The organism is Paenibacillus sp. FW101-FHT12H11, assembly GCF_058790355.1.
Window position 1 is genome coordinate 22,067 of record NZ_JBYTCO010000018.1, and the last position, 21,967, is coordinate 44,033.

The window sequence follows — 21,967 nt, forward strand, 5'->3', positions numbered from 1 at the left end:
GGTTCCTGCCTCTATTTTCATTACCAGAGTGGCTCAGGTATCAACTTGGTTAATGTTTCTGAGCCGTCTTCATTGCGTTTGTACTCGTGCGTATTGGCGCTTTCCTCTACTTGCTCGAAGCCCCAATATGACGGGGAGACGTCAGGGAAAGACTGACTGGCGTTTTTCAACGGACCGCGGTGCAGAAGACGATTAATCATCGTCACAGCTTCTGCGCGAATCATCGCTTGCCCCGGTTGGAAGGAGCCGTCCGGATATCCGTTAATGATGTGATAACGGTAAATCTCCTCGATCTCATTCTTCGCCCAGTGCGCAGAAATATCATTGAAATGAAGATTGTTGGATGCATCTGCTTTCAGGCTCAAGTAACGGGCTATGACAGCCGATAACTCAGCACGCGTAATCGCAGTATCCGGCCGGAACGATCGATCCTCATACCCGCCAAATAAGCCGGCTCTCGTAGCAGCCTCAATGTACTCGCTGCCCCAATAAGCGATTGGCACATCCGGGTAGAGTACTTCCCCTTTCACTGTACTGCGCAGATCCATAATCCTTGCGAAAATCGCCGCAACTTCAGCGCGGGTAATATTGCGCAGCGGTTTGAATTCCAGATCAGGGTATCCCATGATATATCTGGTGTGCTTGCTATTCTCATAACGGTTCGAGAACAACATCACTTGAAGAGCGGACTTATCGTCTTCCCAATGTACCAGTGTTGTCTTACTTGAAATCGATGCTTCGTTCGTCACGATTTGTTCTGCTTTAGGAAGAGCGTTGGACAACACTTTCACTTTGTAGGTCAACGACCCTTTTCCATTCGCGGCCAAATCACCGATCGCCCAAGTGATCGTATCTCCGTTCACGGATCCGCCTGCTGCGTCAGCAACCGTTGTGTAGGTCGGAACTTGTGCGCTAACGTTAACTCCCTGCGCTAATGTACCTGTTTTATTGCTGTATTCGACCGTAAACGTGATTTCTTGTTCTTCCCCATAATTGGCTTTATCCGAAAATAAATGCACGGACAAGTCTGTTTGACCCGGCAGAACAACACTGCCTCCGACATAGCCGCTGTCTGATGGTGATTCCGGCAGCATTTGCAAATCGTGTTTAACGATTGCATATTCTACGGATATCGTCGGGCTGATATACGTCACATATCCTGGTTTCGTTACTCGGATGTAATAATCCGATGTCGGGAAGACCATATACGCGTAATCTCCGGCTGCATCTGTATTCTGCGGGTTCTTGTTATCGTTTGGCGCAAAGCCAGTGAGAACAGGAAGTGGTACCATAGTGTGTTTAGTTTTTCCACTAATTTCGTTTCTAGGCGTATCTGCATAGTACAACTCAACGTGCGCATCTTCGATTACTGCCCCCGTGATGGCATCTGTAACTTTGCCGTAAGGGTCGATAAGCTCAAGTGCAATGTTCAGTTCGCCATCGCTGCTGATTTTTAGCTTCGACAGTTCCCCTTGCGCATTCTCATTCAGCACAATGAATACGCCCGGTTCTACTTCGTAGCTAATTTCCATCTTGTATTCGCCTTGCGTCAGGCCGTTCATACTGAACGTTCCGTTGGCTTGAAGCGGAGCATTCGAAATTTCATGATTCGAGCCGTCCAGCAAGCGAACTCTCATTTTGTTCGTCATGTCCGCAGGAAATACACCGACACTCTGGTTGTCGTTACCTACTGCAATAAGACCGCCAGCCCCTTTGGAAGGCATAAATTCTTCATGTCCTGTACCGGAAACCACACCTGCCGTTATCATTTGTGTATAGGTGATAAGTTGGGTTTGTCCGCCGATTTGAACAGGCTTCGTAATTTGCATTTGATAATCGACGCCTCCGCGAGGGATCGCGATTTTGTAATAGCCTTGGTACGTATCTTTCGTAACCGTGTAAGCTTCGCCAGTAAAGTCGACGCCGGGATTCCCGTCAAAATTAGCCGTAATGACAACATGAGCTCCATTAACCGGTGTTACAACGCCATCGATCATCTCAGTAACAATCCCGACAATGCTAGCCGGTTCAAACGTCATGATAATTTGCGCTTTGGCATGAAGATCGCGCGGACTGTCGTCAGCAACCGCCTGAATCGGAAACCTCTCGGAGATGATGCCCTCGATGACGGCAGACTTGAACGTTACTTTTGCTTCACCTTTGTCATTCGTGGCAGCCGATGAGCCACCAACGAAAGTACCGATTGGAGCAGTGAAGTTCACTTGAACATTCGAAAGCGGCTGACCCGCTTGATCCAATACAATTGCCGTTAAAATAGTCGTGGACTGCCCATCGCCGACAATGCTGCTAGGATCAGCCGTTAAAACTAAGCGATATTGGCTAAGCTCGGCATCTACGATAACTTGGTTGCTTCCAACAGTGTTCGGTATCGCATAGAATGTTTTGCTTGCCTCTGCGTAATCCTCAGCTTGTACCACGATGCTATAACGTGCTGCCGGACGTTGTCCGAAATTGTAGCCACCGTTGGCATCCGTTGTTGTTTTTGCGATTTCCACATGGTTGGCATCTTCCTTGTACAAGGTAACCGTAGCGCCGGCGATTGGCCGGTGTTCTCCTGCAACTGTAATGGTGCCAAGAATTTCAATCGCATTTTTCACCGTAAAACCATTATTGCCGCCTAATGCGCCGTTAGGTGCATCTGTCTGGATGTCATGACCGCCGATTACCGCATCGTAACCTTTGAAGGTTAATTTGAACGACTCTGAAGTCTGATTACCCAGAATATCGTCCGGTAACCGTGTCAGCACATTTTTCCATTCTTTATGGCCATCTGTAATGTATTGTTCCGGGTTCGTCAGCACGAATTGAATGACTTCGGAATGGGAGCCATGGATATAAACAGCTTCCACTCGCTGTACATCGTTAGAGCTAACGGCTGAAAGCTTCAATGGATCCCCTGGTGCAAGCACCGGCTCTGTCCATGGCGAACGCGGCTGACTACCCGCCCATCCGTCAATTGGATCCCCAACAACATATAGCTTGTCTTGAATGCTCTCTTCTTTTCCGCTCTCGGCGGCTGATGCCTTCAGGCCGATCAGATACGGATGATCGTTGTCATACGGAGTGCCTTCCGGAACATGAACGACTAGCTGCAGCGCCTGCTGCTGTCCGGCATTCAACATGAAGCCCGGGACGCCGCCTTGATTCACATCCGGAGAGATGTAAGTCCATTTCCACTGGCCCTGATCGAATGCCCACGTGGCTGCCACTTGGCCATTAACGATCACATCCGTAGTAAATGGCGTGTTCACTTCAAGCTTAAAGAGATCTACACCCGCTCCAGTATTCGTCACGATGTGCGGGAACGTTGCCGTTTGTCCAGCCTTCACACTTTGATCCGGAGCTGTATTCAACGTGTGCTGCCCAAGTACAATGGCGTTGATTAAGTTCGAACTCAGCTCATCATACTTCTTCCCGCCCTTCGAAGGGAGAGAGTAGTATTCGTTCAAGGTATACTTGACGCTATATACCGAGCTAACCACGGTAGCGTTATCCGCTTGTACTTTGAATTGTAATTCGCTGTTGCTGCCAGGCTGAATCGGCGTACCCTCCCAAGTCAAGCTATAGGTAGATCCGCTTACTGTAGCCCTAGGATCTGCCCAGCTGATATGAACGCCTGTTGGAAGCTGGATCGTCGTGAACGGGTTGAACGCGGTACTTTGCCCGTTATTCGTCAGCTTCATGGTGAAGAGAAGCTCTTCACTCGCCGTATCGAACGGAACAGAACCGTCCGGACGAGCCGGTTTGATGCTGCTTAACAGCAGGGAAATGTCGGGTTGCACGACGTTCACGGACAGCATCTCGGCCGATATGTTTCGAGGCGCGCCTTCAACAGCCGCTGTCTGATAGTCAAGCTTCGGCGTGAACTGTGCGAAGTAGCCGCCCGTCGGTCCATCCGTTTTCAACCTTGTAACAATTTGATACTGCGCGGACGGATCCGTCGGACTGGCATCCCCTGTGATAGACCCAAGCGGATACTTATCTCCAACTTTCGGAATATCAGTGACAGAGCCGCCAACGATTTTACCTACCGAAATGATTTCCTGTTGGACAAGCCCTGACAGCGAATCAAGATTTACATGATACGAGGTCGTATTAAGCGGCTGATCCAAATTCAGGAGATAGGTCACTTCATCCCCAGGGCGCACTGTCGTCGTGCTGTTGTTCGTCGATTCTTTGATTGAAGCCGATACCGTCAACACATCTACGGAGAGGACCTGTGGCAAGGACACTACAGGTGTGTAAATGGCAACCGGAGTGCTCTCCCGAGACTCGTATCCGGTTATTTTACCGTTGATCGTAATAGCCGTCGTCCCCGGCAAAACTTCTGGCTTCGTAGTGACGATGAAAGTCACTTTCTTCTTACCGCTTACAGCTAGATCAGAGAGCGCGGACCATGTAAGCGTGTCGCCGCCGCTAAGGGATCCGCTGTCCGAAATTGAGCCTGGCTTCACGTTCAGTTCGCTTGGCAGCTTGATTTCCACCGAAGGCTTGTATGCTGTCGCGTTCCCAACGTTATTCAGTTCAAACTCAACTGTGATCTCCGTGTTGGTTTTGGAAAACTTCGTATCTGTAATTGCTACCGGAGCCATGGTCAATTTCGGTTGCATAATGGCAATGCTCGTTACTGCATCAGCCGTTTGGGCTGGGTCGGAACCGTTTTGCTTATTCCACTTGGCCACAGCCGTAGTTTTGTACGGAACTACTTCAGTGGAGTCGAAAACACCTGCTTTTGCTCGTGCTTGAAAGGTGTACGTGAACACTTTAGCTCCAAGTGAGGCATCCGTCTCCGAATTAGTTAAAACTTTAGTGAGCTTGTTCCCTGCAACTGTAAAATTGTCAGGATTGTTCGTTAAAGTAAAGTTGCTTCCAAGAGAATCAACCACATCTTCAACAACAACGTTGTACGCTATCGTCCCGTCAGGTATTGTCACTTTAACTTGATAGTCTACGGTATCTCCTGGACGAATCTTGGTGATGTCGCCACTGCTCGTTGCCGTAATAACATTCGTAATCGCGACGCGCGGAACCTCAACTGTAGCTGAACCTGCCACGTAATCATACTTGGCACCGCCACTATCAGGCAGACTGTAGTAGTCTCCTGTGGAGGCTTGAATTGTTTGCGTTGATCCCGACCCCTTGACGTTGTCAAGACGGGCAGTGAATGTGTATGTTTGCTCGGCATTATTAGCAAGTGTCGTCACTTGCGGGAACGTCATCGTGCCCCCTGCGACCGTCTCGTCTACAGGAACGAAACTAAATCCTGCAGGCAGCGTTACTGTTGGCGTAAAGTTGTAGGCCGGGTTCAGCCCCTTGTTCTTCACCTTGACAGTGTAGGCTTGGGTATCTCCTGCTTTCATGGATGTTGTAGCAGGACTTAAGGTGATTTCCAACTGCGGCGCTTTAATGGTCACCGTAGGCTTTTCTGTGTTTTGAACGGATAAGCTTTTCTTTGTTGTTGCTGATGCATCTGCCTTCCATCTGAAGGTTGCGCCAGACGTATCATTTACCGATGTACCTGCATTAATCTTCTTAACTGTGGTTTTAACAAAATACGTATACGTCGCGCCCTGCTCTTCTACCATTCCGGTATCAATTTTAATGAGACCCGCTGTCGTCGTATCGACAGTTTGCGATCCCGTCCCTGTATGAGTTCCGGAATTATAACCTGTATACGTGGCAGCATAATCTTCATTACTTGGTATTTCAATTTCGACCGATGGTGAATAAGTCACGTTGTGGTCCGGCACTTTCACTTCCACCTTGTAAATTACCCAATCTCCAGGCTTCAAGGAAGTTTTCGTACCCGAAGTATCCTCAACGGTTTTCGTAATCGTCGGTCCGGCTGTTGTTAGATTGGTTGTCGTCGTCTCTTGCCCGGTGTAAGGGCGATTGAAGATTCCTGCTGATGTATTATTTTGCCCATAGTAGGTCCAACTCGCATCTTTCAGCACAATATCTCTGCTCGCGCCGATTGGATCGATTAGCTGAGCTGTGTAAGTCAATGTAACCGTATAGGTTGTACCTGGTTGTATGGAAGGAATTTCATTAAATTTGATCGAAGTGTCTGTCTGCGTATAGTCTTCACTTTCCGGCAAGTCCTTTAAGCCATCCGCTAACTTATCCGTTAGCTTGACATGATAGGCCGGTGTCGATCCATTATTCGTTAGCTTGATTTTAATTGTAACGGATTCATTCCCGTGAAGGTCCGTCGTTTTGCTCACTGTGCGCGATATGCTCACATCAGGCTCTACATAAGCTAATTCAACTTCTTTACGCTTGCTTTCAACAATACCTTCTGAATTCTCATAAGTAAGGACAACCAGGTTTTTAGCCCCTTTATCCTTGGTGACGTAACTGGTATCGTTTTGGATCCGCACTTTTAAATCCGTGGTCATTCGGTCAACCTGACCCTCGACTAGATCCGTATTACCAAAATCCCACATCAGGGCTTGCATATCCTCTTCGTATGTAGGCGTTATTCCATTAATTTGATAAGTGCTAAGTGAGCCTTCATACATCGTGCCGAGAGGCAGATAGTCATAAAGCTTAACTTTGTGCTGTTTCGCCGGCAGTCCCACAGCGTCGTAAGCCACTTCAAAGCTAGCCGTGTCACCCACGGTTACCGCCTGCTTCTGCTCATTAACCGGCTGGCCCCCCACGGTAGTTCCATCGTTCACTTTAACGATTTTCTCGCTAACACTAGGCGTCGTCACGTGAATGTCCGTTGAATCGGAATCGGTAACCGCTCCTGACGAAACAGATACACCGCTTACCTCAGCCTTGTTGACGAGGACGTCCGCTGCAACTACATTGCTTCCACCGGATTTAGCAACCTTCCAGGTCGACCGAACGGTGGCTTCATACGTAATTGTGAATTCACGATCCGTGGCACTTGCGTAGTTCATATCGCCTAGCGTCCACGTTAAGGCTGTAGTTCCTTCCGCTGGAGCCGTTTCCGATAAACCACGGGATATTGATGTACCGGTTGCATCCTTGACTTCTGTCGAACCATCAACAAAGTCCTGCCCGTCACCCAGCGTGTCTTTCACAGTGACCCCTGTCACAGGAACGTACTCGTTGACTTTGACACGCAGCGTGTATACAAGCCTGTCGCCGTACCCGACCTCACTTCCTTCTGAAGAAGAACCTGCCTTCTTCTGTACACCTTTATATATCACGATATCTCGAGCAGTCACCTTCTGTGTAACAGACCCCGTGAAGGTTTGACCGTCCACAGTAGCTGAATAGTCAAACTTATCGTCCTTCTGCATGCCATGCGTCATGATATGATTGCCTGAGTCCGTATTCAAAAAAGCCGCCTGATAACTAAACGTTTTCTTGCCTTTTCCGTCCTCGCCTGCCACGGTTAGTGCCGGAAGCGTCCAGTTAATGGTTCGCACCCCGCTGGTAACCGTTTGTGTCGGCGTTCCGGTTTGACCTGTAAAACCGTAGTGCTCAACTGCCGCATCTGTTGTCTCTTTAAAGAGTGTGAATGTTGTAGATGACCGTGCATTGTTAACCATTTCGATCTTGTAAGGGAGATCCCCCCACTCTGAGCCTCCTGCAGGAGGTGCATCATCAGGGCCTGCCCCCTTCACATTTTTCACATCATTGATAAGTCGGATGGAAAAAGGCGTGACCTTGATGGCTTTGCTCCACGTCTTGGTAGGCAGCGCAGCGTCATAGTATAACTTGCGGGCATCACTGCTCGCATATAACCGAACGGTAGGCGTCAACATAGTCCCAAACGGAACCAGACCGCTGCTATTGGCTTTCCTGTAGTTATTAGAAACTTTGATTTTCACAGGAAAATCGAAGTTTTCCCCGGCAGCGATATCTTTGATATCTTTCCAGAAGGCTGTCATGGTTCCTGTTGCGCCATCCGTCACTACCGTACTGGGACTCATATCCGATGCCAGCTCAAGACCGTCCGGCAGTACAACTTCAACGCCAACGTTGAAGGCCATCGATCCCGAAGCTTTATTATGGGCATGGACCAAAATTTCCGTATCGCGCCCTAGCACAGCTTCCGATAATTCTTTCTTTTGTAGTCCATTTGGATCATTAGGGTCTGAATCGTACCCGGTTACACTAAACTCATCTAGCTCGCTTCCGTCAAATGCATAGGATGATGCAGCTTGCACCGCGCCAAGCATACCGCCAATTAACTGGATGACCAGCATCAGCGACATCAGAATGGCAATTCTCTTCCGATAACGCAGCATGATTTACCTCCATTATAATTGTCGCAACCCAATACTGTTCGCTCATCATAGATGCACGATTGCTCAGTTTTTCCTCAGCTTAAACGCTTGATCTACCCATTCTGTGAATCCCAACTTTAACGACTCTCCATGCGACCTTCGCCATCCCTCACCTCATTTATTTAACTGTAAAGAATCTATTTATAGTTAACCATGATTATAGTCCTATTGGCAAGGGAATATAGGTCTTAATTCCTAATAATTGCAAGAAATATGTCATAATTTATCAGAAAAAAAATATAAAAAAGCCCTAACAGCGAATGAGCTGTTAAGGCTTGGCATTAACTTTAATTTTTATGCCATTTTCTTCGTAAGAGGAAGCCTAGAAGAATGAGCGCCAAACCGGATAATTTCACTGCCGTGTGACTGGACTCACCGGTAACCGGGAGTGTCTCCGGCTGGAGACCATCCAACGTCGTTGGCTGTGGACTGAGCGAAGGCGCAGACCCATTTGATTGAGCAGGCGTCGGACTCGGCGACAAACCAGGACTTGGGCTTGGGCTTAAGCTTGGACTCGGGCTTGTTCCCAAACCCGGACTTGGCGAACCGGACGGAGCAGGCGATGTACTTGGCTTCGGTGATGTTGAAGCACTCGGAGTCGGATCCGGATCATTCGATGATGAATCGTTATTAGGCGGACTAGACGGCGAACTAGACGGCGAATCAGTTGGCGTACCAGTAGGTGGGTTAGATGGTTCGGTGGACTTAGTATTAGTTACAGTGATTGAATAATTCTCACCCGAACTTAAGGATACCGGATATTCCTTATCAGCATCCAATGCGTACCCAGCAGGCGCTGCACTCTCCTTCACAACATAATTTCCCTTCAACAAGCCGGTAAAATTAGCAATTCCATTTTCATTCGTGGTCGTTGTACCAATCCGATCCAACGTCCTGTCGGACTTCCGGTACAAGTCGAAAGTTGCTCCACTGAGCAATACAGTGTTATTCGACGCATCCACCTTCTTCACGGAGAGCGAGCCTCTCACACCGCTGCCTGTGCCGGAACCGCTCGAAACGCCAACGATGATATCCTGCACGGTTTCCTTGGTCACTGTCGTTACATTGTTACCACTCAGGATAACCTTATTGGAAACAGTATCCTTATCGTTAGCCGCGATGAGCGATTGGTACTCCAAGATATAGGCGGAGCTAATAGGATTCACGAAATGCAAGCGGAACGTTTGTTTGCCGCTTGCATCCGTTTCAATTACCAAGGTATAGTCGACATCCTTGGTTAGCTCTGCTCCTTTCGTTACGTTGCCATTCACATCTACTATCGTTTTAAACAGATGGAACGTATCCAGCAGCAGCAGTTGATTTACCGTAGGCGTATCGATTAATAAAGCGTCATTCAAAGTTGACTGTCCTTGATTAATCGTTATCGTCCAATTAATCTTGTCGCCGCTTTGTAACCCTTTCTTGCTGACGTACTCGCCTCCGTGCGGGATGTTGACCGTCGCTTTCAGACCGTTCGACACGGGCTTACTCGCATCGAATAGTTTGGCTGTGTTGTTTACTGTGGTATTGTTAATCAGCTGTCCGTCTAGACTCGTTTTGAAGACGATGGAATACGGCTCTAAAATAGGTTGCTTGAATAAGAGTTTTAATTTATTAGCTGCATCAATTTGATACTCGTAGTCAGAAGGATCTACTATGCCGCCTAATGCTGTGGTCCCATTTGGAGCAATGACCATCTTATAAACAGCAAGCGTGACGGCATCGAGCTTTTGATTTGACTCCAAGAGATCCTCAACAACAGCTTGCTCAATGGGCTTACTATTATAGTTGACCCCTACTGTCCAAGTAATCTGCTTGTGCGCAGCGTCATAGGTGCCGTTTTTGAAACCATTATTCTTGACTTCGTCCCTTGTATAAAAAATATCCGTCACTGTCTTGGTTTGCTCATTTTCCCAACGATCCAACCAGGCCATTTGAGCTGTATTATAGAAGTCTGTTCTGCTGCCTGCAGGTTGAATCCAATCCAGATTAAATGCTGTTTTGTAATTAATGGTTACCGGCCCGGTTAACGGATTCTTGAATCTTACTATAAAGCCATCCTCAGGAGCTACAGAGTCGTCTAATGTATATTCAGATGGATCCAGCACTCCTGCGCCTTGCTTAACTTTAAAGGTATCTGGAAGAAGACGAAGACCCTTGTAGGGGAATGTATCCGTTACAACCACATGGCTCATTTGCTGGCTGTCCCCATTAATCGCAATATTCCATTCAACTATTTTTGTATTATAATCGATATGCCCGTCACCTTTGACAAGTACCACCTGATTAATCGGCTTAACAACCGAATCGCTGCTTCCGCCACCTGAAGTAACGGTGTTAGTTACGGAACCATTGTCCAGAACAGGTTTACTTGCCTTCGTTTTATAGATTACTTTATAAGCAGATGAAATATCTTGAAGAAACTGCAGCTTAAATCCCTTCTTACCCTCGGCCGTTTGCGGCGTCAAAGTATACTCAGTAGAAGGCACTACACTACCCAAAACTTCGCCGCCCACCCCATTAAATGTGACTGGAAATACTTGAAAGGATTCGGCTATTAACTCTTGGGACTCATTGAATAGGTCCGATAACCAGGCTGCCGTTTGCGGGATATTCCCCTCATTATAATTATACTGAATTGCCCAACTTATCGTCTGCGTCCCTGTCGCGTAGTCAGTTGCGATCTTCTTAAGCACACTTCCATGCTTGACTTCAACAGTTGCAGTTGCTTGAGCCGGTGTTTTGTTGCTGCCAGACAATGTTGCCGTGTTCACAAACGATGACTTGGTTGAGTCCGTAATTGCCGTAGCGAATTGTATCCTGTATGCATGAGTAATTGGGTTATCAGCAAAGTGAACGGCAAGAATACTGTCATCCGTGCTTACTGTATACTTGCTGCTGTCCACCAATCCCCCTTGTACCATTGTACCGTCCAGCTTCACATCCAAATCATAAACAGCAACTGTTAAAGGCACAGCCAGCCCCGTAGGAATAGGATCTTTTACGACTGCTTGTTGAATGGAGTCCATCGACTTGTTCACATCAACGGTCCAATCAATTTGCTTCGCATTAAAACCGTTAGCCACACCTGCCTTACTTATGGTAGAAGGAACATCTGGCCTAAAAATGAGGGTAAATACCTCTTCTCCCGATTGAACCGGGATCGTAATAATTTGCGTTGTGGAGCCGGTTATTTGGCTTTTATTAAACTGGGTATTGATCGTGAGGGTCCCTCTCACATTATCATGGCTCTCAATGAAGTTGTTAAATGTAATGATGACTTGGCGGCTGTCCTTGTTCACTTGAAAGGTTCCAACTTGATCGTCACCGGTAGTCAAAGTCCCACCCACGTTATTAAATAACAAAAATTGTGCTGGCAGCAAAAACGTATAGGTGTCGCCTGCACGGTAACTATGGCCGTCCGGCAAAGACCAGGTATAGTCCAGCCTTACTCTAGCTCCCTGATCATAGACGTTTCCTGTCACGACTTGTCCCGCACTGTCGTAAACAGCCATCGTCACGCTCTCCAAAATGTTATTTGTATTGGAGATTTCAGTCGCGCTTGCTTTGGTTGAAACGCCGACTGCATACAAGCACTGCATGAAGACTAACAAAATGACGAGTAGCAGCTTCAATTCCTTCTTCAACATCTTCATAAATTCCCTCCATTCCTATGCATATGTGGACCAAAAAAACTTAATTCACCTTTGATACAAAATGTATCAGAAAACACCGCGCTATACAATACATAACGTATCAATATAACTATTATATGATACATTTTGTATTGTATACGTCATAACTGTTTCTCATCGGACTAAAGTGAGAGCAAAATCCACTTAGTCCGATGATTCTACAATTTTCCCTTTAATAATTAAACGGTGCGTCGGATTATCCATAGGATCGCAGGTAATTAATGTTATTTCCTTATCTTTAGCATTACCCTTTAAGACCGAAATATCTGTAGGAAGGACATATTGCTTATCCTCCACAATATATTTGAACTGTTTGCTCCCTGTCTCGACTTGAACGATGTCGCCAAGGTCAACTTCATCTAACCGGTTGAAATTTTTCCCATAGGTCAAATTTCTATGGCCAGCTATCGCATAGTTGCCTACCTCGCCCGGTTTCCCCGTATTAGCTATACTTGCCACGGATACTTTCAAATTCTTTACAGTTGCGTCCGTCAAGATCGGAAGTTTCAAATTGATTTTATCGATTCGCAGTACGCCCTCCACATTCTTGGGCAGAGGTGTCGGTTTCTGCGCAGCTTGCAAATCCAAAGGCTGCACTGGCTTTACACTAGGGGGATTAGTAGCAGCCGAATCAACAGATCCAGCGGTATCCACTGGGCCCATAGCACCCAAGCTGCCAGTTGCCTCGACTTTTCCTATGAGCGTATCCACACCCTCAGTTTGTGCGCTCTCACTCTCCTCCGGCGGGATCTGATCCATAAGCTGCAAACTTTCTTGCCATTGATTCATAATCTTCTGCTGCTGATAACTCTCGTACCGGTCATTCAAGGCTGGATATAGAAAAATCAAGGCCCCGAGGATGATGCATGCGAGAGAAAGCACTTTCCTGAACATGCCATACCGCCTTTCTCATAAATCCTGTAATACCCTTATTTTCCCACACCAAAACCGCAACAGCAAATGAGCTGTTACGGCGGCTTCGTTTACTAGCTAGCTGACCGTTTTCGGACGCTCCATGCGCGTAATCCCCGGCCAGCGGAATGTCGCCCATTCCGGCTGCTGCTTCTCTACGCGAGCGACAACGACCGTCATATCATCTTGAATTTCGCCATGATGATGGCGGAAAATTCGTTCCAATAAACAATCCGCGAACTCTTGCGGCAAGGTCGTGTCAATTTCATGGATCATGCGCTTCATCCACATCTCCTTATTCACCGCATGGCCAGGCGCATCATAGATCCCATCGGTCATCATGACGAGGATATCTCCCGATTGGAGAGGGATAGAAACCAGATCGACATCGATCTCGCTAAGAATGCCCACAGGCAGATTATTCGCGGAGATCGAGATCACCTCGTTTCCTCGCTTAATAAAGCTCGGTATGGAGCCAATTTTCATGAAAGTCGTATTGGCATTGTACATGTCAATCAAGGCCATATCCACCGTTGCATACATCTCATCGGAGGAACGGAGCATCAGCACCGAGTTCAGCGACTTGATCGCCAGCTTCTCGTCCATCCCGGACTGCAGCAGCTGCTGCAGGATGCTAAGGGCGGTCTGACTCTCGGCCCGCGCCCGCTCGCCGTTGCCCATGCCGTCGCTAAGCGCAACGGCATACTTGCCATTGCCCAGCTCCACCGTGGAAAAGCTGTCGCCTGAGAAAAGGTCGCCCCCTTTGGCTGCGCCGGCGACCCCGGTCTCGACCACGTATTCTTTGGCAGAACCGAATACGACCGTACTGTAGCCTTCGCCGCGCTCATGCATCTCTTCACGCATCACGGCGACATTCTCGCCGATGATTTCGCTCAGCAGCGGCGCAATGATTTTCCGGCATTCATCGAAGCCCTTCGTGTATTGATGAATGATTTCAATTTCAATATTTCCTTCATCTAAGGAAATAATGTCGATTGTATGAATTGATAAGCCCAACTCCTCCAGCGCATTGCGAATTTGCTCCTCCTGAAGGAACAACTCCTGCCCTTCGCGTTTAATTTCCTTCGCCAGGTCCTCCATGACCTGCGAGACACCGGATAGCTGATCTGCGACGAGATGGCGGCTATCCATAATTTGTTTTTTCCAATGCATATCATTCTTGTATAAGCTATATTGCTGCTTCATTACATCGAGCACCTGATCCGTCTTATTACACACCTTCTTCCATTCTGCAGGTATTTGTTTCTTCGTCATATTCTCCTTTGTCTCAATATTGGTCATCATATCCGTCATAAACGTATACGTTTGGTAAAATTTCTGATCCCAGCACTGGCTCTTCTTCCAGCAGGATTCACAAGTTTTCTGTGCAACGGCATTCATGAAATGCCCAACTTCCTCCTCCTTACGGCTGACCGCATCATCCGTCGTTAATTGTTTAAAGCTGCGCGACAGCTGCCGGAACACTTCCGAGAACTGTTCCACACGGCTGGCCGTCACATCGCGAACCCGCTTCGCATAGTCCTGCTGCGATTTGAGATTCTCCTGTGTGCCAGGCACATATTTGGCAAGCGTAAGAATCAGGCTCCTCGGTGTAAGGAGAAACAGCGTAACGGCCGCAAGCGATTCCCACGCGGAATTAATCATATCGGCACTCGAACCTATATAGAACGATAGAATCGAAGATCCCAGCAGCATACCGAAAGCAACCGCGAGCCGGTTCCCTTCCTTGAGCAGTCCGGCCAACATCCCGGAGAAGGCAAGCAAGCTCATTTGATAGATGGCGTTGCTATTCGCAAGACTTAAGATAAGCCCTGTGATAACGCCAACCGAGGCTCCAAAAGGCGCTCCGCCTACCAATGCAAATAGCAGAATCAAGTATCGGGAGAGTACGTGCTCCACGGTGACAGGCCCCATTACCCAGCTCACCGTCCCTGTCATAACGGAGGCTAACAAAATAATTAAGCAGATGATTTCCTCATGTTTCAAATGATAGTTTTTACGGGTAAGTGTGAATACCGGAATAGCTTGTATGAAAATCAGTGTCAGCACTAGACTAAGCAGTGCCTCTACGGACAGCATCATCAGGGTATACCAGCTTAAGTTCGATACGACCAACTCTGCAAAAAGCTGAACCAGGAAGGTTGAGCTGAAAACGAGCAGCGGAGCGAGTGAAAGCTCTGAACGCTCAAACTTCTCAAGCGCTTTTTGAATGAGCAGGAAGACAATAATCTCCGTAACAAGATATCCTGTATTCGAATTGATGGACAGTAAGCTCCCGGCAAACGCCGCAATACCTACCCAATGTAAAATGTCTCTCCTCGTAAAATAGATAACCGCGATAAAGGCTAAAGCAAAAGGAGATAGCTGTTCGAGGATCATCGCACGTCCAAGAAGGAATGCCATAACGATGAGGAGAAAAGACCATTTCTTAGCTACAAAAGCTTGAACAAACCGATTTTCCACTGCCGCACTGTGAGCACCTGTTTTCGCTCTTTGCCAAATTCCTGACCATCCACCGCTAATCGCCGCTCCTAGGCTTCTTCTTTGCATGCTTTGAACACCATCCATTCTTCCCTTATTTGTTTCTCTAGTATAGAGACAATCTAGCAGAAAGTTTGTCAGAATGAGTTGATAGATTCAAAGAAATTTCCGACAAGCCGCGCCAGCCGTGTCACCCGCCCCCAGCCCTTGCCGCGTCTCGCTTTTTTATGCTGAAAGCGTATCCAAAAGTCTGATCCTCCCGAACTTTCGCCACGCAGATGGGGGAGATACCCGTAACTCCATGTCGATTGGAATTGACCATACGATGAATTGTAATAATTGGTAATTCCACAGAAACCATCGAAAAAAATAAAAAAACCACATCCGCCTAAGCGAAATGTGGTTCTATTATAAGCATCTATTAGTCTCTTCTTCCGCCTCGACCACCGCGTTTGGACTCGGTGTTCTTCTTCAGAGACGAAATCCGCTCTTCACTATCTTTAAGGAAACGAGATACTTTATCTTCGAACGAGAACGGTCTAGCTCCGCCTTGCTGCTTGTTAAAGCCGCCGCGACCGCCACCACCGCCGCCGCCACGATTGAAGCCGCCGCCGCCTGGACGACCACCGCCTGGGCCACCACTAGGAGGACCGCTGCGCTCTCCGCCACTGCTTGGACGACCACCTTGGAAGCCGCCTGGACGATCTCCGCTCGGGCGTCCTTGATAGCTGCTGCCACCTGTACGTTCAGGACGAGCTGGTCTTTCCTCAACTGGCTTGTCAATCGTTTGCTTGATCGACAGTCCGATCTTGCCATCCTTGTCCACGTTAATCACTTTGACCAATACTTTGTCTTCCAGCTTTAAATGGTCATTAACGTCTTTCACATAATTGTCTGCGATCTCCGAAATGTGAACAAGACCGGTAACTCCTTCAGCAAGCTCGACGAATGCTCCAAAGTGAGTAATCCCCGTCACTCTACCCTCTAACTTGGTGCCAACTTCAATTGCCATAAAGTAAAATGTTCCTCCCTTAAAATGTTGAAAACACTGGCTACGCCGATTATAACCGATGCAGAAACCACGGTCAACACGGCATTCGCCCCTTCTTCAGTCCTTTTATTGCTTCGAGACACTAAGTGGCGTCTCTCCCGTTTTGCTATAGTGAAAATCCCGGCGAATAATTTGATCTAAGTATTCATCATTATGAAGCCTACTGATTTCCTTCTGCGTCTGCTCCTTGACCTTCTTCGCATCAACGAGCTGTTGCTCCATATTCGCCACGGCATTTCTCTTCTCGTGAAGCTTAGCGAACTGCCCCCAAATGTTAACAGCAGCCCAACTCATAAAACAGAGAACAAAGATCATCAGAAAACGCAGTCTTCGCTTTGAGCCTACACTACTGCTGCGCTTGTTTGGTGCGGTTGCTTGAGCCTGCATGTATAGGAATTCCTCCTACTTTGAGAATAACCTGCGATACAACGTTACGATCTTGCCTGTCAGCTTCTTCAACCAATCAGGGATCACGAAATATTTATGCACAGGCCGAGTCATCCAGAGGAGTAATCTCCACAAAGGATAAAGCAATTGTAGCACAATTCTGTAAAGGAATATAGCTACAGCAAGCAAAAAGCCCAAAATTATCACAGTTAGACGATATAAGCCAATGATCGGTTTAATGATAAGAATTTCGACGGTTTTTGCAATAAACTTGTAAATCGCAATAACTACTCGTATGAGAAACAGCGTCAGATGAACCACTGCCTGGCTGAGGAAGGCGAAATAAAAGCAAATACCGATCCCCATTCCCAGAAAAATAAACATGCGAACTTGTCCTTCATTGCTGTAAATCAACAGTCGGAACACGAGGATTGTCGCCACAATCCAATACACCGTATCAATGAGCGGAATCGTCCATCGCGGCAACCTGAGCTTACCGGAAAGCACACGAAACACATCAAACATCGCGCTAATGGCAACCCCGCTCAAAAACATCATGAAGATCGTGTGGAATTGAACGTTCAGCGTCACTTGAATAATTTACCAAGAAACCCCTTGGATTTCTCCTGGGTATTTCCATCCACATACGATAATTCTTGAATAAGTCCTTCAATGGCGACTAACCCCTGCTCCAAGCTCAAATTCTTAATGTGCAAATTCTGCCCCTTAATCATCAGGTAGCCCATTTCCGTTTCAAGGAGGAACTCTTCGCTGTCAAAGCTCTCTACGTTCAAAACTCCGGAGATCTCCAAGAGCTTGCGATTCAGCATTTTGATTTCTTGCCGTTTGTTCGTATTTTTAACGGGTTCCATCATGGCCTGTACCCCTCCTTCATCTATCATTACGATATGGGAGGATGTCCTATTTTAGAACCAAAAAAAAGCCCAAGATCCCTCATCCGGGAATCCTGGACTATTCGGTGTTATATCGTGTTACTCGGACTGATAAGCCTCTTCCTTGACCAGCGTGTACATCTTCGCAGCGTCTTCCTTGCGGGTCGACTCCGACAGGAGCTCTACGCGAATCGTCACTTTTTTCTGACCAAATTGAATAGCTAATTCGTCGCCGACTTTCACTTGCGTACTCGCCTTGGCATCTCTGCCGTTAATCCAGACACGCCCTTGGTCGGACACATCCTTCGCTACGGTTCGGCGCTTAATCAGTCGAGATACTTTTAGAAACTTGTCAATTCGCATTATTTTACAGCGTCTTTAAGCTTGTTACCCGCTTTGAAAGCTGGAACATTGGATTCCGCGATCACGATTGGGTTACCAGTTTGTGGGTTGCGGCCTGTACGACCGGAACGTTTGCGAGTTTCGAAAGTTCCGAAACCGATTAATTGAACTTTATCTCCGGATGAAAGAGCGTCTGTAACTTCACCAAGGAATCCGTTAAGTACAACTTCTACGTCTTTCTTAGTTAGTCCGCTTTTTTCTGCAATGTTGTTGATTAAATCCGTTTTGTTCATGTGATTTGTTACCTCCCAAAAATAGTTGAAGATCATGTCTTCTATGTACCAAAACTCGCAAAGCTGAGAGACTTTGAACGATGTTCAAATATCCCTACTAGTAAATTTCCATATTCAACCTTACACCAAACTTAGTATTCTTCTTTTTTCGCCAAATTCCTTCTATTACTAGCGAAGTTTTGTAACTTTTTTTGCTTCCTGCCAATAATTTTCCATCTCTGATAACCCAGTTTGTTCAAAAGAAAGCCCTTTTAAACGTAGCTGATCTTCCATATATGAAAATCTTTGAATAAATTTGCGATTTGTGTGCGCAATAGCTTCTTCCGGATCAATTTTGAGGAATCTAGCAACATTTACAATAGAAAAAAGCACATCCCCAAGCTCCTCAAGCCGATCTTGAGCTGCTTCTTCCGACGTATTGTCGATAGCCTCACGCAGTTCGACCAGCTCTTCGTCCAGCTTCCCAAGCACCTCTTGCAGCTCGGACCAATCAAAGCCGACAGTAGCCGCCTTCTTCTGCAGCTTCAAAGCCTTCATGAGCCCAGGCAACTCCCGTGGAATGCCGTCCAGGACCGATTGCTTCGTCACGTCGATGCCTTTCTTCCGCTTCTCTTCGGCCTTCATCGCATTCCAGTTCACAAGCGCCTCATCGGCATCTTCCGCTTTGTTGTTCCCGAATACGTGCGGATGGCGGCGAATGAGTTTCTCATTTAGCGTAGCAATCACGTCATACACAGTGAAAGTCCCGATCTCCTCTTCCATCTGGGCATGCAGCATAACTTGCAGCAGCAAATCTCCCAATTCTTCGCACATGTGCTCAGGATCATCTTCATCGATCGTTTCCAGCACTTCGTAAGCTTCTTCTATGAGATTTTTGCGGAGGCTGGCATGCGTCTGCTCGCGATCCCAAGGACAGCCCTCTGGACTCCGAAGAATTTGCACGATTTCATGCAATCGGCCAAAAGTGCGATAGCGGACCTCGTCCTCCTCGCTTTTCGGCACCCAAACTAGCGATAAATTTCCGTAGCCTTTCACATGATCCAGCTCATGCAGCGGCACTTCAATAATCTGCTCGGCACCCGCCACACCCAGGGAGTGGCCCACAACAACGCGATATTCATCCGGGTATGTATCCATGAGAGAAATCTTGAGGTCTGACGCCGTGTAGGTATCATAGACCTGCCCGATAATTGTATGCATCTGCGGATTTAGCGCATAGCGGCTGAGACTGGTCGCATCAAGCAGTTGAAATCCATCGATCGGATCAAAGCCAAAGCGTAAAAATGCCTGATCCAGAAAACTTTCTCCCCCAATGACTTGGAGCGAGATCCCTTCTTCCGGACACCGCTGCTTCAAAAGCTGTACCGTGTACTCCGCCACCATGGGGTGACCGGGAACAGCATAGATGACCTCGATGGATGAATCTTTGGCAGATTGAATAAGTGCTTCCGCTATAGATTCATAAACCCCTTCAAAACTTTGATGAGCCACATAATTGGCGTCGAAAGTTTGGTAAGGGATTTGATTGCTGTCCAACATACGGACCATCGGATGGTCTTCCGTGCGCAAATAGAGCGCGGCTTGTGATTTTGCTGCACTTTGGAGCTTTTTCCAGACGCCGAGTGTGAGCTGGTCTTCGTCTCCCGTTCCGAGTCCGACGACGGTTATTTGAGCTTGAGTTGACATGGATGGCACCTCCTGAGAAATATGTTTGTTATTTGAGAGCAAGCCTGCAAGCTATGTTGTATGTTGTGCAACATACAGCATGGATTAGGCTTCAGCCCATCAATACAGGCTCACAAGACAAGGCTCTACCGGCCGGCCGAACGCCCCGCCGGCCAGATCCGAGCCAGGACCGGCGCCAGCTTCCGGTCCAGCTCCGGCATCAGCCGCAGCTCCTCGCGGCTGATGCTGCCGCTGCGCAGCAGCGCAAGCCCGTAGACGGCCGCGCCGCCGGCTACCCCAACCAAAGCGATGGCGCTCGCGCTCAATCGCTCAGGCACGTGCCATGCCGCCACAGCGGGCATGGCCAGCAGCTGCAGCGCTGCGAGGCAAACGCCCATCGCCACCACGCCCAGCGTGGGTGCGATGACGTACGGCCGCAGCGCGAAGCGCGCCCCGGTGCAGCGGCGCAGCTGCACCAGATTCAGCCCCGCCGCAGCGGCGTAGGCGATGACCGCGCTGAGCGCGGCGCCTTCGATGCCCCAGCGGGGCATGAGCACGACGTTGCCGAGTCCTTTCAGCACGATGGCAACGAGCAAGGCCTGCGCCGGCGTGTGAATCGCGCCGGCCCCCTGCAGCACGCTGGCGGAGACCGCGTTCAGCGTGCTGAACAAGGCCGTGAACGCCAGCACGGCCATCGTTAGGCTTGCCTCATTGTTTTTATACAGCATGATATTGATCGGCACCGCGGCAAATGCGAGTCCAAACGAGGCGCCCAACCCAATAAGCCAAGAGAGCCGGATGGACATTTCCGCGCGGGAGCGCATGACATCGGTCAGCCCTCTTGCCTTCGCATCCGCCATCGCAGGAACGAGGACAGCGGACATCGAGGAAGCCACCATTACAACAAGCTGGACGAGCGGCAAGCCGCGGTTATACAAACCAAACTGCCGCATAGCCTCAAGCTCGCTGCCTTGCGAAGCTTCGAGCAACCGCGGCATCGTAAACGTGTCGACCAAAGTCAGAAGCGGCACTACGATCGCTCCTAAGCAGACAGGAATCGCATAAGCTGCAATCCGTCTCACCCACTGCCGAGTGGACAGGAGCTGAGCTTTAGGACTGCCTCCATCCTCCTGCTCCTCCGAATCACTCAGATTCCGCATGGCTTTTCGCCAATATGTATACATAACCACTAGCCCTGCCGCTGCACCGGTAACGGAACCGAAAGTTGCTCCTGCTGCAATCCACTCCTCATCATAAGCAAGTGCCGCCAAATAAAGCAGTAAAGCAACCATCGTAATAACCCGAATCAATTGCTCCATGACTTGTGAGACCGCGGTTGGCAGCATGTTTTGATACCCCTGAAAATAACCGCGCAGCACCGCCAGTGTCGGAGCCAAGAGCAGGGCAAAGGAAACGCTTCGAATCGCCTTCTCCGTCTGCTGAATCCCAATCCAACCGGCAATTTCGCCCGCTCCAAGATACAGCAATACAAACAAAACGATACCGCTGCCTAGCAGTACTGTTCCCGATATGCGGGCGATTCGTTTCGCCTCACGATGATCGCCGTGAATGACACTCTCCGCCACAAACTTGGAAACAGCGACAGGAAAACCTGCCGTTGCCGCAAATAAAATCAAAATATAAAGCGGATAAACCGCATTATAGATACCAAAAGCGGCATCTCCCGCTACATTTTGCAGCGGTATTTTTTGCAATGTGCCCAGTAACTTCGAGAGCACAGCTGCTGCACCCAGAACCGCAGCCCCTTTTAACAGCTTGGCTGTCCCCTGTTTTCCGGCATTCTGATGGAGCTCTTCGCGATCCATGTGATGCCCCTTGCCGGTCTCCCCCATCCTATTTCTCCTCTGCCTGATGTGATACCTATACACGTATTATAACGAAATAGCTCTATGCAGACAAAAAAAGCTTCTCTTACAGA

General features: G+C 48.3%; 12 protein-coding genes. All 12 read right to left on the bottom strand.

Translation table 11 applies throughout. The features are described from left to right. Positions 1–20 precede the first annotated feature (20 nt). The 12 genes from AC3WTJ_RS35960 to AC3WTJ_RS36015 all read right to left on the bottom strand — a co-directional run bounded on the left by AC3WTJ_RS35960 (position 21) and on the right by AC3WTJ_RS36015 (position 21,881). Positions 21–8,249, bottom strand: coding sequence for an S-layer homology domain-containing protein (locus tag AC3WTJ_RS35960; protein WP_492526403.1), 8,229 nt, complete (start codon positions 8,247–8,249; stop codon positions 21–23). Positions 8,250–8,575: 326 nt separating this feature from the next. Beyond that, positions 8,576–11,944: a collagen binding domain-containing protein gene (locus tag AC3WTJ_RS35965; protein WP_492526405.1), complete on the bottom strand. Its 3,369-nt coding sequence runs from the start codon at positions 11,942–11,944 to the stop codon at positions 8,576–8,578. A 183-nt stretch (positions 11,945–12,127) separates the two neighbouring features. Next, positions 12,128–12,877, bottom strand: a complete 750-nt coding sequence (locus AC3WTJ_RS35970) for a class D sortase (RefSeq protein ID WP_492526407.1) — start codon at positions 12,875–12,877, stop codon at positions 12,128–12,130. A gap of 96 nt (positions 12,878–12,973) precedes the next feature. Continuing rightward, positions 12,974–15,466 carry a stage II sporulation protein E gene (gene spoIIE, locus AC3WTJ_RS35975; RefSeq protein WP_492526409.1) on the bottom strand — a complete coding sequence of 831 codons (2,493 nt, stop codon included), beginning with the start codon at positions 15,464–15,466 and terminating at the stop codon, positions 12,974–12,976. A gap of 352 nt (positions 15,467–15,818) precedes the next feature. Next, positions 15,819–16,409: a S1 domain-containing RNA-binding protein gene (locus tag AC3WTJ_RS35980; protein WP_157324483.1), complete on the bottom strand. Its 591-nt coding sequence runs from the start codon at positions 16,407–16,409 to the stop codon at positions 15,819–15,821. A 105-nt stretch (positions 16,410–16,514) separates the two neighbouring features. After that, a complete protein-coding gene (locus tag AC3WTJ_RS35985) occupies positions 16,515–16,835 on the bottom strand; it encodes an FtsB family cell division protein (protein ID WP_161407612.1) in 321 nt (106 codons plus the stop codon). Positions 16,836–16,850: 15 nt separating this feature from the next. Then, a complete protein-coding gene (yabQ, locus tag AC3WTJ_RS35990) occupies positions 16,851–17,426 on the bottom strand; it encodes a spore cortex biosynthesis protein YabQ (protein WP_492526412.1) in 576 nt (191 codons plus the stop codon). Next, the gene (gene yabP / locus AC3WTJ_RS35995) at positions 17,423–17,710 is read right to left on the bottom strand and encodes a sporulation protein YabP (protein WP_157324487.1); all 288 of its coding nucleotides are present in this window, start codon (positions 17,708–17,710) and stop codon (positions 17,423–17,425) included. Before yabP ends, yabQ begins: the two co-directional genes overlap by 4 nt. 117 nt (positions 17,711–17,827) lie before the next feature. Next, positions 17,828–18,091 carry an RNA-binding S4 domain-containing protein gene (locus AC3WTJ_RS36000; protein ID WP_127457143.1) on the bottom strand — a complete coding sequence of 88 codons (264 nt, stop codon included), beginning with the start codon at positions 18,089–18,091 and terminating at the stop codon, positions 17,828–17,830. Further along, positions 18,091–18,363: an HU family DNA-binding protein gene (locus AC3WTJ_RS36005; protein ID WP_029197991.1), complete on the bottom strand. Its 273-nt coding sequence runs from the start codon at positions 18,361–18,363 to the stop codon at positions 18,091–18,093. The genes AC3WTJ_RS36000 and AC3WTJ_RS36005 overlap by 1 nt, the downstream gene beginning before the upstream one ends. A 168-nt stretch (positions 18,364–18,531) precedes the next feature. Beyond that, the gene (gene yabN / locus AC3WTJ_RS36010) at positions 18,532–20,049 is read right to left on the bottom strand and encodes a bifunctional methyltransferase/pyrophosphohydrolase YabN (protein WP_492526415.1); all 1,518 of its coding nucleotides are present in this window, start codon (positions 20,047–20,049) and stop codon (positions 18,532–18,534) included. A 125-nt stretch (positions 20,050–20,174) separates the two neighbouring features. After that, positions 20,175–21,881 (bottom strand): putative polysaccharide biosynthesis protein, encoded by a 1,707-nt coding sequence (locus tag AC3WTJ_RS36015; protein WP_492526417.1) that lies wholly within the window; start codon positions 21,879–21,881, stop codon positions 20,175–20,177. Positions 21,882–21,967 lie beyond the last annotated feature (86 nt).

Bases quoted from the DNA above. Each gene is read 5' to 3' on its own strand.
- AC3WTJ_RS35960 (WP_492526403.1), bottom strand. From the start codon at position 8,249: ATGCTGCGTTATCGGAAGAGAATTGCCATTCTGATGTCGCTGATGCTG.
- yabP (WP_157324487.1), bottom strand. From the start codon at position 17,710: ATGATGGAACCCGTTAAAAATACGAACAAACGGCAAGAAATCAAAATG.
- AC3WTJ_RS36005 (WP_029197991.1), bottom strand. From the start codon at position 18,363: ATGAACAAAACGGATTTAATCAACAACATTGCAGAAAAAAGCGGACTA.
- AC3WTJ_RS35970 (WP_492526407.1), bottom strand. From the start codon at position 12,877: ATGTTCAGGAAAGTGCTTTCTCTCGCATGCATCATCCTCGGGGCCTTG.
- AC3WTJ_RS35980 (WP_157324483.1), bottom strand. From the start codon at position 16,409: ATGGCAATTGAAGTTGGCACCAAGTTAGAGGGTAGAGTGACGGGGATT.
- AC3WTJ_RS35965 (WP_492526405.1), bottom strand. From the start codon at position 11,944: ATGAAGATGTTGAAGAAGGAATTGAAGCTGCTACTCGTCATTTTGTTA.
- AC3WTJ_RS36015 (WP_492526417.1), bottom strand. From the start codon at position 21,881: ATGGGGGAGACCGGCAAGGGGCATCACATGGATCGCGAAGAGCTCCAT.
- AC3WTJ_RS35985 (WP_161407612.1), bottom strand. From the start codon at position 16,835: ATGCAGGCTCAAGCAACCGCACCAAACAAGCGCAGCAGTAGTGTAGGC.
- yabN (WP_492526415.1), bottom strand. From the start codon at position 20,049: ATGTCAACTCAAGCTCAAATAACCGTCGTCGGACTCGGAACGGGAGAC.
- AC3WTJ_RS36000 (WP_127457143.1), bottom strand. From the start codon at position 18,091: ATGCGAATTGACAAGTTTCTAAAAGTATCTCGACTGATTAAGCGCCGA.
- spoIIE (WP_492526409.1), bottom strand. From the start codon at position 15,466: ATGCAAAGAAGAAGCCTAGGAGCGGCGATTAGCGGTGGATGGTCAGGA.